The 15,175-nt window shown below is 67.4% G+C and carries 8 protein-coding genes; 2 read left to right on the top strand and 6 right to left on the bottom strand.

Annotation, left to right across the window (positions count from 1 at the left end; translation table 11 throughout):
- Positions 1-143: 143 nt before the first annotated feature.
- Positions 144-1,358, bottom strand: a complete 1,215-nt coding sequence (locus tag BMX78_RS01360) for a YlbL family protein (protein ID WP_502686257.1) — start codon at positions 1,356-1,358, stop codon at positions 144-146.
- 136 nt (positions 1,359-1,494) lie between these two features.
- On the opposite strand from BMX78_RS01360, the gene BMX78_RS01355 reads away from it, so the two are divergent.
- A complete protein-coding gene (locus BMX78_RS01355; RefSeq protein WP_091415465.1) occupies positions 1,495-2,991 on the top strand; it encodes a zinc-dependent metalloprotease in 1,497 nt (498 codons plus the stop codon).
- A gap of 6 nt (positions 2,992-2,997) precedes the next feature.
- Here the strand turns inward: BMX78_RS01355 and BMX78_RS01350 are convergent, their stop codons facing one another.
- From BMX78_RS01350 to nudC, 3 genes are read right to left on the bottom strand one after another with little or no spacing between them, the layout of a single operon-like run.
- Entirely contained in the window at positions 2,998-3,654 is a 657-nt protein-coding gene (locus BMX78_RS01350) for a M48 family metallopeptidase (RefSeq protein ID WP_502686256.1), read from the bottom strand.
- Entirely contained in the window at positions 3,651-5,783 is a 2,133-nt protein-coding gene (locus BMX78_RS01345; protein ID WP_091415459.1) for an ATP-dependent DNA helicase UvrD2, read from the bottom strand. Before BMX78_RS01345 ends, BMX78_RS01350 begins: the two co-directional genes overlap by 4 nt.
- Before the next feature lie 56 nt (positions 5,784-5,839).
- Entirely contained in the window at positions 5,840-6,862 is a 1,023-nt protein-coding gene (gene nudC / locus BMX78_RS01340) for an NAD(+) diphosphatase (protein ID WP_091415457.1), read from the bottom strand.
- Positions 6,863-7,015: 153 nt separating this feature from the next.
- On the opposite strand from nudC, the gene BMX78_RS01335 reads away from it, so the two are divergent.
- A complete protein-coding gene (locus BMX78_RS01335; RefSeq protein WP_091415455.1) occupies positions 7,016-8,299 on the top strand; it encodes a macrolide 2'-phosphotransferase in 1,284 nt (427 codons plus the stop codon).
- A gap of 8 nt (positions 8,300-8,307) precedes the next feature.
- Here the strand turns inward: BMX78_RS01335 and BMX78_RS01330 are convergent, their stop codons facing one another.
- Together BMX78_RS01330 and BMX78_RS01325 are read right to left on the bottom strand one after the other, a co-directional pair.
- Positions 8,308-11,832: an ATP-dependent helicase gene (locus BMX78_RS01330; RefSeq protein WP_091415453.1), complete on the bottom strand. Its 3,525-nt coding sequence runs from the start codon at positions 11,830-11,832 to the stop codon at positions 8,308-8,310.
- Positions 11,829-15,077, bottom strand: a complete 3,249-nt coding sequence (locus BMX78_RS01325) for an ATP-dependent helicase (protein WP_502686263.1) — start codon at positions 15,075-15,077, stop codon at positions 11,829-11,831. Before BMX78_RS01325 ends, BMX78_RS01330 begins: the two co-directional genes overlap by 4 nt.
- Positions 15,078-15,175 lie beyond the last annotated feature (98 nt).

Genomic DNA, 15,175 nt, shown 5'->3' with positions numbered 1-15,175 from the left:
GCGGGTCGGGACAAACTCGGTACCTCATAGCTGGTCGGTCAGATGATGCGTAGCGTGCGTGCGAGCGACGTCCTTACCGGTCAAACGCTGGTTCAGCCGTCATAATTGCCACGAGTGGCGGTAGAGCTTAGTTCCTGCCCAGTCTAGTTGGTTGTGCACGCCGGAAGGCCGGACGTGTCCTGGCCGGACCCGGCGAGTTCGACGGCGTGCCTCGCCTCTGCGAGGTTCCCGACCTTTATCACCTGCAGGCCGTCCGGAACATGCCCCACCACTTCCCCGCAGTTGGCGGCGGGGGCCAGGAACAGCGTGGCTCCCCCGGACCGTGCCCCTTGCATCTTCTGCCCGATACCGCCGATGGGGCCCACAGTTCCGTCCGGGGTGATGGTGCCGGTCCCGGCAATGTGTTTGCCGCCGGTCAGGTCGCCCGGGGTGACGGTGTCGATGATGCCGAGCGAGAACATGAGCCCCGCGCTGGGCCCTCCCACTTTGTCCAGCGAGATCTTCACGTCAAAGGGGAAGGTGAACAGGTATTTGAGCATCACGCCAAGGATGAAGCGGCCTTCGCCGTTGTCCTTGGGCGTCATGGCCTGGCTGACCTCCTGGCCGCCACGTTCCACCACCACCGTGGCGGGCGCGCCTTTTCCTGCCGCCAGTTCCTCCTGGATGACGGCCAGGGAGGTGATCTCCTTGCCGTTGATGGTTTTGAGGATGTCCCCCGGCTCAATCTTCCCGGCTGCGGCGGAGTCATTGGACAGCCCTGCCGCCTGCAGCTGCTGCCCGAAGGGAATGTCCAGCTCATTAAGGGCGGACGCCACCGCGTTCTCCTGTGACGTGGTCATGGCCACCGAGCTCTGCTCTTGCGCCTCTTCCTTGGTGGTGCCCGTGGGATAGATCATTTCCACGGGATACACCGCTTTGGAACGGTCAAGCCAGGCGGAGAAAGCGCCCAGGATGCTCACCGGCCCGTTGGGACCGCCGTCGACATAGACGGTGGTCAGGTCAAGGTTTCCGGCCGCCGGATAGGTTTCCCGGCCGGTGACGCTGATGACCGGGCTTCCCTGGTTCTGGCCCAGTGTGTTGAATGTGGGGCCGGGCGATTCAATGACATAGGGCACCGGCAGGGTGCCTGCGGCTATGCCCAGGCCCAGGGCGGCCATGCCGGCCACCATCATGGCGGAGACCTTTGGATGCCGGCGGGCCGGTGCAGCGAGTCCTGCCTCGGCGGGTGGAAACGGTGCTGACAGCGCACCCTCAGGTGCGCTGCCGGCGTCGTACTCATCTTTTTCCGCCTGCCAGGGGCCGGGCTGGAGCTCGGCAGCGTGGTCCTCTGAAGGGTGGCCGCCACGGGTTGTAGTCACTGAACCAACACTACGCGGTGCCCGGCGGCGGCAGTTCTTTGCCTACAGCGAACGGTAACGCGGTGCGGCAGACAGCCGACCGGCACCGGGGTACCGTGAAGGTTGAGCACCAGTCACACCGACGATCGGCGGGATCATGACCTCCAACCCACTTAATCCGTCCAACGGCGACGATACCCCCAAGGACCCGTTGACCGAGATGCTGCAAAACCTGATGGGCGGCAAGGGGATGGAGAATTTCGACCCCGCCGAACTGGCCAAGGCAGCCGGCCTTCCCAACGACCCCAACCTCCTGGCCCAGATGTTCTCCCAGGTGCAGGCCATGATGAGCGCGCCGTCCGAGGGGCCCGTGAACTGGCAGCTTGCCCATGAGAATGCCCGGCGGGTGGCAGCATCCAGTGCCGATCCGTCCGTGACCACACAGCAGTCCCGTGAGGTGGACGAGGCGCTGCGGCTCGCGGAGCTGTGGCTCGACCCCGTCACCGATCTTCCCGCCACCGGCCTGATCGGCCGGGCATGGTCCCGCGCAGAATGGGTCGAGGCCACACTGGGCACCTGGAAGAGGCTCACCGAGCCGGTAGCAAACAGCATCGCCAACGCGCTCTCCTCCGCCATGACGGAGCAGATGCCTGAGGAAATGAAATCCATGATGGGCGGGGCATCATCCATGCTCCAGAACATGGGCGGCGCGATCTTCGGCATGCAGCTGGGACAGGCCATCGGAGCCCTCTCCCAGGACGTGGTCAGTTCCACCGACATCGGCATACCCCTTGCCGACCTTGAAATGGCCCTCCTGCCAGTGAACATCGCCGCCTTCGGCGAAGGGCTCTCCCTGCCCGAAAACGACATCCGGCTCTTCCTCGCCGTCAGGGAAGCTGCCCACGCACGGCTCTTCGTCCAGGTCCCCTGGCTCCGGGGACACCTGCTGGGCGCGATCGAGGCATACGCCCGCGGCATCCACATCGACACGTCCCGGATTGAAGAACTCGCCCGGGACCTGGACCCGAGCAATCCGGAGGGCATCCAGGAAGCCCTGTCGCAAGGCGTGTTCATGCCACAGCGGACGCCTGCCCAGGACCAGGCGCTGGAGAAGCTCGAGACGGCGCTGGCCCTCGTGGAAGGCTGGGTGGACGAACTGACCGCCGCAGCCACGGACAAGGTGCTGCCGTCCGCCGGTGCGCTGCGCGAAACCGTACGCCGCCGCCGGGCCACGGGCGGGCCGGCAGAGCATGCTTTCGCCGCCTTGGTGGGACTGGAACTCCGACCCCGCCGGTTGCGGGAGGCCGCAACACTCTGGGCCACTTTGAAGGAAGAACGCGGCATCGAAGGCCGGGACGCGATCTGGCACCACCCCGACCTCCTGCCCACCGCTGAGGACCTGGACGATCCGAAGGGCTTCAGCGGCCGCCGCAAGCTGGCCGAGGCCAGTGACAGCGAAGTGGACGACGCCCTGCAGAAACTGCTGAGCGGCGGGTTTGACGCTACCCCGGCCGACGGCACCGAAGAGCCCGACGGCGGGGCGGCCGACGGCGGCGGTCAGGTTGACTCCGACGGCGGCGCCGAAGGTGGGCAGGGCGGAGCCGAAGGTGGGCAGGGCGGCCAGGATGGCCCCGATGGTGCGCCGAAAAACTAAGCCGGCCTAGTCGGCGTCGTCCGTCCACGTTTCGCCGGACAAGGTTTCGCCGGACCACGTTTCGCCGGACCAGGGCGCCTGCCCGGGTCCGGCGGCGCCGGCAACCTCCGGCGTTCCGCTGTCCTTGAGCCCGCGTGCCATGGCGAAGGACACACCTTCCAGGAAGGCCTTCGCCCGTGCCGTCTCCGGATAGGCCTCGAGGAGCTTCCAGAACGCCGAGTTGTGCCCTGCCACCAGGAGGTGGGCGAGCTCGTGGAGCAGGACGTAGTCGATGACCCACTGGGGCATGGGACGCAGTTTGTCCGAAAGCCTGATGGTGCCTTCAGCCGGGGTGGCGGACCCCCAGCGGGAGTTCTGGTTGCTGACCCACCGCACCGACGCCGGCTTCGACCGCCCGCCGAGGTACCGTTCGGACAGCTGGGCGGCATGCGCGGCCAGGGCCGCATCCGAGGCCGGGCGTTTCCGGCCGGAAGCTGCGCGGCGCTCCCCCTGCTTGTGCAACTTGGCCAGCATGCGCTGGACCCATTCCCGTTCCTGGGCGGCCGTGAACCGCGCCGGGATGGCCACCACTGCCGTCCCGTTTTCCCAGAAAGCGGCAACCGTCCTGGTGCGGCGGGCAGAGCGGCGGACTTCAACGGGAGCGCCGTCCGCTGTGGTGATCACAGCGATGTGCTTTCGATAAGGACCCGGAGGACGTCTTCGCCGTAGCGTTCCAGCTTGGACGGTCCTACACCGGCAAGTGCAGCGAGTTCCTCCAGTGAGGATGGCTTTGCTTCGGCAATTGCTGTCAGCGTGGCGTCGGTGAACACCACAAAGGCGGGTACGTCGGCGGACAGGGCCGTTTCACGACGCCACGTCCTCAGGGCCTCGAAGGTCTGTTCCTCGTAGCTTGGGGGGCAGGAGTTGCAGCGCCCCACCTTCCGCTCGGCTCCCGTGCTGAGCATGCTGCCGCAAACCCTGCAGACTGCCGGGGCAGCAGCCTTGCGGCGCGGTGCCGGGCCTTTCCCGCGCGCACTGGAGCTGGCGACTGAATCGGGACGCAGCCCGTCAAGGAACCGGGAGGGCTTGCGGTTGGCCCGGCCGCCGGGGGTGCGGGCCGTGGACCAGGACAAGGAGAGGTGTTCGCGGGCCCGGGTGATACCCACGTAGAGAAGCCGGCGTTCCTCATCCACTGCTTCGGGCGAGTCGGCGAAGGAGATGGGCATGAGCCCTTCGCTGAGTCCCACCAGGAATACCGCGTCCCACTCCAGGCCTTTGGCGGCATGCAGGGAAGCCAGGGTGACGCCCTGCACCGTGGGCGCATGCTGGGCCAGCGAGCGTTCCTGGAGTTCGTTCACAAATTCAGCCAGCCCGAACTCCGGACCCCGCGACTGGACGAGTTCATCGGCGAGAGCCACCAGAGCCGCCAGGGACTCCCAGCGTTCCCGCAGCGCACCGCCGTTGTGGGGCGGTGAATCCGTGTAGCCGAGCGAGGCCACGATATCGCGGACCAGCTGGCCGAGGGGTTCGGGAGCCTCAGCGGAGACGGCGCGGGTGGCCGCGCGCAGCTGCAGGATGGCGTCGCGCACTTCCTTGCGGGCAAAGAAGCGCTCTCCCCCGCGCAGCTGGTAGCCAATGCCGGCAGCGGCGAGCGCCTGTTCGTAGGCCTCGGACTGTCCATTGGTGCGGAAAAGGACGGCCACCTCGCTGGCCGGGGTGCCGGCGTCGAGCAATGCCTTGATCTTCTGCGCAACAGTGGCGGCTTCCGCTTCGTCGTCCGAGCACTCGGTGAACTGCGGCGCAGGCCCGGCGGGACGCTGGGCCACGAGCTGCAGCGGGGCTGCCCACGCGGCGTCAGCCACGGGGCCGCCGCTGCGCCTGCCGGCGAGGAGATCGTTGGCGAGCTTCACTACCTGCGGAGTGGAGCGGTAGTCCCTGATCAGCTTCACTACATTGGCCTGCGGATAACGGGCCTTGAAGTCCAGCAGGTGCTTCGGCGAAGCACCTGTGAAGGAGTAGATGGTCTGGCTGGCGTCCCCCACCACGCACAGCTCGTCCCGGCCGCCCAGCCAAAGCTCAAGGAGCCGCTGCTGCAGCGGGGAGACGTCCTGGTACTCATCCACCACAAAATGCCTGTACTGCTCGCGCACGGTGGCAGCAACCTTCTCGTCCTCCTGCAGGATGCCCACGGTGATCAGCAGGACATCTTCGAAGTCGATGACATTGCGGTCTGTCTTGACGTCCTCATAGGACTGGAAGACCCGGGCCACAGCGGTGAGGTCAAACCCTCCGGGGGTGCCCCTGTCCTGCGCATTCTCGAGGTAGTTGGCGGGGGTCAGCATGGAGACCTTGGCCCATTCGATTTCCGAAGCAAGATCACGGATGGACGCCCTGTCCGTGCTCAGCCGCAGCCGCCGGGCAGCCTCGGCGAGCATCTGGGCCTTGTGGTCCAGCAGGTTGGGAAGTGTCCCGCCAACGGCCTGCGGCCAGAAGAACTGCAGTTGGCGCAGTGCCGCGGCGTGGAACGTGCGGGCCTGGACGTTGCCTGCCCCGAGGTCGCGCAGCCGGCTGCGCATTTCTGCGGCTGCGCGAGCCGTGAATGTTACGGCCAGCAGCCGCTGGGGCGTGTACACCCCCGAGTGGACACCATAGGCGATGCGGTGGGTGATGGCGCGGGTCTTGCCGGTGCCGGCGCCGGCAAGGACACACAGCGGCCCGTTCAGTGTGCTGGCCACCTCGCGCTGTTCGGCGTCCAGGCCGCCGAGGATACGGTCCTCCAGCGATGCTGCGCTGTCAAAATTCTGTGTAGTCACTTTGCTGCTTTTTCGTCTCGACTACCGCGTGCTGGAGTCTGATGGGTAGATATGCTTCAGGCGCCTGTCAGGTCCTGAATGCGTCCGCCGAACCAATGCTCGATGAGGGAGCGGGCAATGGACAACCGGCTGGAGATGGTGATCTCGCCGGCGAGCACGGCTTCCTGGAGTTCCTCCCGGCTGAACCAGCGCGCCCTGGTGACCTCCACGCCGTCGGGCGTTGCCACGGCGTCTTCGGTGACGGCGGTAAATCCAAGCATAAGGGAGGCCGGGAACGGCCACGACTGCGAGCCAAGGTACTGGCACGCAGTTACCCTGACCCCAACTTCTTCGTGGATCTCCCGGACCACGGCCTGTTCCAGGGACTCCCCCGGTTCCACAAAACCTGCGAGCGTGGAAAAGTTCTTTGCATCACGTGCTCCGCCGCCGCCCAGGAGCAGGCGGCCGTCCGGGCCCACGACGGTGACGATGATGGCAGGATCGGTCCGCGGGTAGTGCTCGGAGGAATCCGCCGGGCAGCGCCGCACCCATCCCCCCGCCTCGACGCCTGTGGGGGTGCCACAGCGCGGGCAGTGCGTATGGGTGGCGTGCCAGTTGGTGATGGCGCTGGCTTCGACAAAAAGCGCCGTGTCTGTGGGGGTGAGGCCGGCGGCCACCTCCCGGAAGCCTGCCCAGGCAGCATCTCGAGGAATCCCGGCCGTCCCCGGTTCCACTGCCTCCGGCAGAACAAACAGCAGCAACTCGGTTCCAGGGGGAAGCTCCGAGTCCGGCAGGGCTGAGCCCAGGTAGACCGTCAACTGTGGGGCCGCATCTGCGGCGGCAAGGGCAGCGTGCAGTTCGCGGGCGTTCGGCAGGTACAGTCCACCATCGTGGACCAGGCCCTGCCGGCCGGCAAGGACCACCGCCCTGGTGTCCGTTCCGGTAAGGAGTTCCTCCACCATTCCCGGCCGTGCCCGGGCCACCGATCCGCGGTCCACCAGCGCAGGCGGCACCGGGAGGACCGTGTCCATGAGGTGGTTCGCCGGCAGCCGGGCAGCTTTGCCGAGGTGGACCGGTGTGGCAGACTCCGCGTGGCTCATGTGTCCACCGTACTGACTGGGACCGACAAATGGATATTTGGGGGCGGCCGCCTGCTGCTCCAGGCTGCCTGGCCTGACCGGATTTGGACTCTATCTGAAGACTCGCCGTCCCCGGACCGGGGTCTTGGACTGCGCACAATCTACCGTGGAACAGTGAGAAGAAAACCGATTGAACTGGCAGCCGTAGCAACAGCGGCAGTCCCCGGACTGACCCCGACGGCCGTTAGCTCTGCCCCGGATGATCCCGCCGACTTCGACTCCGCCCTGCTGCTCGATTCCGAGGGCAAGCGCTGGCGCGTCCGTTCGCCCCGGCATGCAGAGGCCAGCGCCAGGCTTGAAACGGAATTTCTTGTGCTGCGGGCCTTTGCTCCGGGCATCCGTGCCGAACTTCCCTTCCTGATGCCCACTGTGGCGGGCAGCGTGCGGCTGGGGACCCTGAGCACGTTTGTCTATTCGCACCTGGCCGGAAGCACGCGCAGCGTCGAGGAGCTCACCGCCGGGCCGGATGTCCTGGCCCGCGAAATCGGTGTGGCCCTTGCTGCCATCCATGACCTTCCCCGTTCGCTGGTCAGCAATGCCGACCTGCCCGTCTACACCCCCAACGAGTTCCGCCAGCGCCGGCTCAATGAACTGGACCAGGCCGCCACCACCGGAAAAATCCCGCCGGCCCTGCTGCTCCGCTGGGAACATGCCCTCGAAGACGTGTCGCTGTGGCGCTTCAACCCCAGCGTGGTGCACGGCGACCTCCACGAGGACAACCTCCTGGTGGAAGGCCAGCGGGTCACCGCCGTGACCGGCTGGACCGACTTGAGGATTGGCGATCCGGCTGATGACTTCGCCTGGCTCGTTGCCTCCAATGAGCAGGACTTTGTTGATGCGGTGCTGGATGCCTACACTTCCAGCCGCAGGGATACCCCTGATAACCATCTGCTTCGGCGCGCAGCGCTGTCCGCCGAGTTCGCCCTGGCCCAGTACCTCGTGAAGGGCATCGCCTCGGATGACAGCGGCATGATCGCTGAGGCTGAGGACATGCTTTCAACCCTGGCCCGGGACATCGAAGAGTTCGGTGGGCAGCCCATCAGTGTTGAGCCGCAGCCCGCGGCGGCCGCCCCGGTTGGCGGCGGTACCGCTGCCCCGGCTGCCGGGCCGGAGCCTGTGGTGAGGGCGGCCGACGCCGGTCCAGCCAGTCCGGTGCCCTCCGTTACGGTGGTGCCGCTGCCCGTCCCCGCCCCGGTCCAGCCGGCGGTCCACGTCACCCCTATTCCGGTGGAGCCGGCGGCCGGGGTTGCCAGCGCAGACGCCGCCGTTGACGGTGGGGCCGGGAAGGACAACGGCGACCGGGGCCAGGAGGATCCTGGCACCACAGCTGAAGCCGCTGCAGGGCCGGACGATACGTCCACGGCCGCGATCTCCATCGTCGATCCCACCAGGAATTAGGGCGGCGCCTAAGAACTAAGGGCAGCGCTGACGATCCGCTCCAGCTCGCGGGCTGATCCGAGATCGTGTGGCCTTACCACCTCGTTATCTGCAACGTAGAAAAAGGCGGCCCGCACCTCCTCCAGCGGTACATCCTTCAGCCGCGCCCAGGCCAGCCGGTACACGGCAAGCTGCACGGCTTTCGTCTTCAGTGCGCCAGCGGAGGGCCGCCGTCCGGTTTTCCAGTCCACCAGGTCCCACCTGCCGTCCGCATGGCGGAACACTGCATCAATCCGCCCGCGCACCACAACATCTCCCACACGCGTCTCCACCGGCACTTCGACAAAGGCCGGTGACCGGTTTGCCCAAGGGGACGCCTTGAAGGTTGCCACCATGGCGTCCAAGTCATAGGCGGCATCGATGTGGTCATCGGAACCGGGAGCTTCGTCCAAGTCGAGCATGCCTGCAGCGCCGAAGTATTCCTCCACCCATGAGTGGAAGGCCGTTCCCTTCCGTGCTGACATCCCGGGTTCCCGCGGCACGGGCCTGCGGAGCCTCCCCAGCACTGCAGTTGCGTCCTCCCGCAGCTCCACCAGTGTGGAGGCGGAGATGTGGCCCGGAAGGTGCACATCGCGGCCGGCGGACCTCCTGGACCGGCGTTCCAGCAGCAACGCTGCTTCCCGTGCCCATCCCCGCGCCACCCCGTTGAGCTGCTTGCTCTCGGATGTGTCACCGTCCTGTTGCGCCGCCCCGCCGAGAGCCGTAGAAGGCTCCTGTCCGTGGTGTTCCAGTGCAGCGAGCACCTTGGCTGCTGCGGCCTCCATGGCCTCGCGCCGTCCGGAGGACAGGCGCAGGCGGTCCCCTGTGCGCGGATCCACCGGGCCCTCGAGGGGATCGTAGGGCCAGCTGGCAACTTCCGTCTCCAGGGTCAGCGGGCTGGACTCCGGCAGGGAAGCTTCATCCTGCGACGCCGGATGGACTACCGCGGCAGGAGCCTTGCCGCCAGCCACAGTTGCCAGCGGCTCGAGCTCGGCGAGGAACGGCGACATGTCCGCCCGCCCTGCCCGGGATCCGACCCACGCGGCGCTCGATACCCACAGCACGTGCTTGGCCCTGGTGTACGCCACATACGCAAGGCGGCGTTCTTCCGATTCCCCGTGGGCCTGGACCGCGGCCTTGAATTCCTTTTCCGCGTCCAGCCAGCCCTTCTGGTCCGGCTGGTCGAGGTCCCACTGCGGAAGATCTGCCCTGTCGCCACGGAGCGGCCAGGGCAGGGCGGCCGAGCCGCTGCTCCAGCGGGAGTCCCTGTCGCTGGGAAAGGCCCCTGCATTAAGCCCCGGAACAAAAACGACGTCCCATTCCAGGCCCTTGGATGCATGGACCGTGAGGAGTTGCACCGCTTCGCGGTTGACGTCTGAGGCCGGCGCTTCCAGCCCGTTTTCTTCCGCAGCCGCAGCTTCCAGCCACGACAGGAAAGCCAGGATATCCACCCGCTGGGACGTCCGCAGGAACCCGGCGGCTGCGTCCTGGAACGCATCGAGGTTGCGGCGGGCCTGGTGGATGCTGATGCCCGGCCGCGCCGCCACCTCGATGTCCAGCAGCATGGCGCGCTCCACTTCACCCAAAAGGGTGGTGAGGTCATCGCCGAGATAGCCCCGGAGTTGCCGGAGCTCGGCCGACAGGCGGGCAAGCCGGCCGCGCGCGGCACCGCTGAGCGAACGACCGTGAGCAGACGTCCACCCCTCCCGCGGCAGCCAGTCCAGGGCTTCCACCAGGCTGGCACCGTCCGTCAGGTCCCCCTCCAGGACGGTGTCGCTGCCGTCGTCGGGCTGCTCGTCCATGGACCGGTCGTTACCAGTCTTCACGGCCGGCTGTCCGCGCCGGCGCGCCAACTGGCTGGACCAGTCCCGCAGGGCCATCAGGTCAGCCGGACCGATGCGCCAGCGGGCACCGGCAAGGAGCCGCATCAGGGAATCGGATCGGCCGGGGTCTGCGAGGACACGCAGGGTGGCCACCAGGTCTACGATCTCCGGGGTGTCCAGGAGTCCGCCAAGCCCCACGATTTCGTAAGGGATACCACGTGCCTCAAACTGGCGCCGGACGGTTTCCATCTGGGCGCGGCGGCGGCACAGCACGGCGATGGCCGGGGGCACGGGCGTACCGTCCGGCTTCAGCTCAAAGTCCGTTACCCGGTACTTGAGGACGTCGTCCGCCACTGCGGCCGCTTCGTCCACATCGGTGCCGAACCGCCCCAGGACCACAGTGCCGTCGACGGCGTACGGGCTGGGCTGTAATGGCGGGACGTCAGCGGCTGCCGTCCCGCCTCCGCCGGGTGCGCTGCCCCCGCCGGCCGGTCCGCGCGCTGCGGCTGCCTTGCCCAGGGACTCGGACATCACGTTTGCTGCCGACAGGATGGACCGCCCGTTCCGCCAGGCTGTGGTCAGGTAGGACGTGGGCGCCGGAGCCCAGTTCCCGGGTGCATCCGCAGGTCCGGTGCGCACTGGGAACTCTCGGACGAAATGGAAGAGCTGCCCGGCCGACGCCCCGCGGAAACCATAGATGGACTGGTTCGGGTCGCCCACCGCAGTCACCGCATGGCCGCCGCCGAAGAGGCGCGAGAACAGCACCAGCTGCGCGTACGAGGTGTCCTGGAATTCGTCGAGCAGCACCACTTTGTAGCGTTGCCGCTCCATCTGCGCGGCCAGGGGAACATCCTGCGCCACCTTGGCTGCGAGCGCCACCAGGTCGCCGAAGTCCAGCGCTCCCCGCGCCCGCTTGGCCGCCGCGTAGCGGCCCACCATGTCCGCCACGCTGGCCCGGGTGCGCAGCATCCCGGCAAGCTCGGCCGCCGACTGGGGAGGGTTCTTCTTTTTGTCTGCCATATACGGAAGGGACTCAAACTCCGAAAGCCGCGCCATCAGCCAGGCTTCGACGTCCTCGGGCTCCTGGAGGTGCTCCGCGCATTCGCCGGCGAGTTGGATAACGGCCTTGACCAGGGTGGATTTCGCAGCGCGGAAGTGGGTGTATTCGCCGTCGTAGGCTTCCACCACTTCGCTGGCCAGCTGCCACGCCTGCGCGCCGCCGAGGAGGACCACGTCCCGTTCCACGCCGAGCCGCAGCCCGTAGTCGGACACGATGCCGCTGGCGAAGGAATGGTAGGTGGACACCTTGGGTTCCAGCGAATCGCTGGAGACCGGCTGCTCGGGGAACAACCGGAACCCGCCGTCCTGGTTGGCCAGCCGTTGCAGGGATGCCAGCTTTGCACGTATCCGCGAGGCCAGTTCGCCGGCGGCTTTCCGGGTGAACGTCACACCCAGGACTTCCTCCGGCCGTACCCAGCCGTTGGCGACCAGCCAGACCACGCGGTCAGCCATCGTGGCCGTTTTGCCCGACCCCGCGCCGGCGATGACCAGCCGGGGCGTCAGCGGTGAGCTGATGATGGCGGACTGCTCCGGCGTGGGAACGTTTTTCTCCCCCAGCAGCCCGGAAAGCTCTTCCGGGGTGAACCGCGGTTCGGGAACACCAGGCCTGTCCACGTTTGGATCCGGGCTCATTCCGTAACCTGCCTTCCCCGCACGCACAAAGGACACACTTCCGGCAGCCGGCAGCCATGGCCGCCATGGCTCCCCTTGGAGGGGTCATGCCTGGCTTCGAATGTGCTGCCGCCCATCACGGCAGCGGCCTCCATCACCATGTCCATGGCCCAGTTCTCCTGCGGATCCAAGGGATCCTGCTGTTGGATGGCGGGACTCTTGGCCCCGGTCCCCAGCTGGGCAAGGACTGCGCCGCCTGGAATATTTGGGGCACTGCCCTCCCCGTTGTCGAAGCCCCCTGCGAGGACCGCAGCCTGGTAGGCGCCAAGCTGCGGATGAGCGGACAGCTCCGCCTTGCCCGGCTGGCGCTTACCGGTTTTGAGGTCCACGATGACCAGCCTGCCTTCACGGTCGATTTCCAGGCGGTCAACCTGCCCCCGAAGGACCGCTGCCCGGGCCGGGCCATCATCAACAGCCACCTCCGGGAGGGTCACATCAAAGTCCTGTTCCACGCCCAGCAGGCTCCGGCCCTCACTCCTCATCACCAGCACGTACTGGGCAAGCTTCCGCACCATCGCTTCCGCGCGCTGGTAGTCCAGCCGGCCCTCCCAGTTGTCCTTCATGCCCAGGGCCGGCCAGCGGCGGACCAGCTCGGCCACATACTCTGCCCCCGATGCATCCGGAAGTTCCTGGGCGATGGCATGGACAAGCGTGCCCAGGCTCCTGGCGAAGTCGGTGGCGGCCTCACCTCCGGCGGCCTGCACGAACCAGTCAAGCGGGGACTTCCGGACTGTCTCCACCTTCGACGGCGACACAAACACCGTTCCGCCGGCCGGAACCACAGCTGCGGACGACGTCAGCGGCGGCAATGCCCACCAGCTGTCCGGATGCGCACCGGGGACCGGCGGCTCCGCAGCGGCCAGCCCCGCGAGGACCTTCACCGCTTCAGCAGCCTCAGCTTCATGCCTTCCGTCCAGCTGGGCATACTGCCGGAGTTCGGCCACGAGTGCCCGCAGGGTCATGGGACGTTCCACCGGTGTGAATGCCCTGCCTTCCTGGCCCGGATCCAGCGGAGCCACGTAGTCCAGGAACGAAGACGGCTGATCGTCTTCGGAGGAGACGGCGGTGCAGATCAGGAGTTCACGTGCCCGGGACACGGCCGTGGAAAAGCTGCGCAGTTCGTCGTAGCGGATATCCCGGAGCCGGCTCAGCGGGTCCCGCTGCATCGCATAGTCAACTCCATGCTCCACCGCATCGGCGTAGAGGGTGCTGCCCAGAAGCTCGCCGCGGAGCCGGGTATTGGGCCACACACCTTCCTGGAGGCCGGCCACCAGGACTACCGGCCATTCCCTTCCGGCTGCGCTGGCGGGCGTCATGAGCTCGACGGCGTCATCCACCTGGGCCCTGGCAGCCAGTGTGTCCATGGGGAGTTCCTGGTTCAGCAGGTATTCCAGGAACTGCTCCGGTCCGGCACCGGGCACCTGGTCGACGTAGCGCTCCGCTGTGTGGAACAGCGCCATCATGGCATCGAGATCGCGGTCGGCGCGGGCTCCGTGCGGTCCGCCCGCGAGCGCCGTCTCGGTCCAGGCGGCAGCCAGGCCGGTGGAGTTCCACAATGCCCACAGCACTGACTCGGCGTTGGCGCCCGGTTCGGCGGCGGCCTGGCGGCCGGCTTGGATCATGCGTGCCGTGCGGCGTGCGGCCCGGCCCTCCAGGCCAAGGGTGGACAGGGCACCGGGCTCCAGGAGGGCCTCACCGAGCAAGGTATCGCTGGCGCGTCCGCCTCCCCCCAGCAGCTCTTCGCGCCTCAATGATTGCCGCAGCCGGCGCAACTCGATGGAGGTGGCGCCCCCCACCCGCGAAGTCAGAAGGGATACAGCTGTTTCGGGGGTCAGGAGGTCAGGATCGAGGGCGACGGCGAAGGCATCCAGCAGCGGACGCACTGCGACCTCATCCCGGACGGCAGATTCCGCTACCGGAACACGGACGGGAATCCCCTGGCCGGACAGATACCGCTGCAGTTCACTGACCTGCGCCCCGTTCCGCACGATCACCGCCATCTCGGACAGGTCCCGGCCGTGGTTGATGTGCTGGTCAAGGATCCGCTGGGCAACGTACCTGAGCTCGTGCACGGGGGACGGCACAAGGTGGGCCTCCACCGCTCCGTGCGGCCGGCCCTGCACCGGCTCGAGCTGCCTGGCCAACTGTCCTCCGGCCCGCTGGGAAATCCGGCCCGCAACCCCCAGCCACGCTTCGGTCAGTTCAGGGGCGTGGCGGTGCGCATATCGGAGCGGACGTTCCAGGACCGGAATGCCCGGTGCGAGCAGCCCCGGCAGTTCCGCGACCAGGTCCGGCCGGGCTCCGCGGAACCCCTGGACTACTGTGTCCGGCGACGAGGCCACATAGCAGTCCTGCCCACGGGCGATGTCCGCCAGCAGCTCGAAGACAGCGGGGTTGGCTTCCTGGACATCATCCACCACGATCAGCTGCAGGCGCGCACGCTCGGCGGCAAGGAAATCCGGGGCATCCTGGAAGACCTGGCGGGCAGCTGTGATGATGCCGGCAGGATCAAAGGCCTCAGGCATCCGCAGGTCAAGGACGTCCCGATACTCGGCGTACAGAGCCGCGGCAGCCGACCAGTCCGGCCTGCCGCACCGCCGGCCAAGGTCCGCGAGGTCACCGGCGGTCAGGCCCGATTCGATAACGCGGTCGAAGAGCTGGCGCACCTCGTGCCGGAAACCGCGTGTTTCCAGCGCTCCTGCGAGATCGTCAGGCCAGGGAAGTTCCAGTCCCGGCAGGCGGTGGCCTTCAAGGAGTTCCTTGATGATGAGGTCCTGCTCCGGTCCGGAAAGGAGCCGGGGCGGCCTTGCGAGCGGCAGCACACCCTCGGCCTTGGCCCGGCGGATCACGTCAAAGGCATAGGACGCCCACGTCCGGGCGGGGGTGGTGCTGAGGCTTCTGTTGAGCCGGGCCGTGAACCGGTCCCGGATGGAATCGGCCGCGAGCCTGCTGGGGGCCAGGATCAGTATCCGTTCGGGATCCAGGCCGTCGCGGAAGACCCGTGTGACTGCCGCTTCGATGAGGACAGTGGTTTTACCCGTTCCGGGCGCTCCCGGAACCAGCACAGGCCCGGACCCTTGGGCCACGTCAACGGCCGCCTGTTGATCGGGCGTCAGCGACGGCGCCTCGGCATGGAGGTGCCGCGGCGGCAGCAACCTGAGGCCCGCAAAGCCCGGCGCACCCTGGCGCCCTGCATCCGCAGCCAGGGCGCCGTCGTCGTGCGCTGCTCCAGCCAGGGCATCGAATCCGGTGCCGGGATCTGCCGGTTCACGGTACTCGTCAAGCGGATCTGTAAAAGGAACTG

The organism is Arthrobacter sp. OV608 (assembly GCA_900110595.1).
In the GTDB taxonomy this organism is placed as follows: Bacteria; Actinomycetota; Actinomycetes; order Actinomycetales; family Micrococcaceae; genus Arthrobacter.
This window is presented reverse-complemented; position numbering and strand designations above follow the sequence as displayed.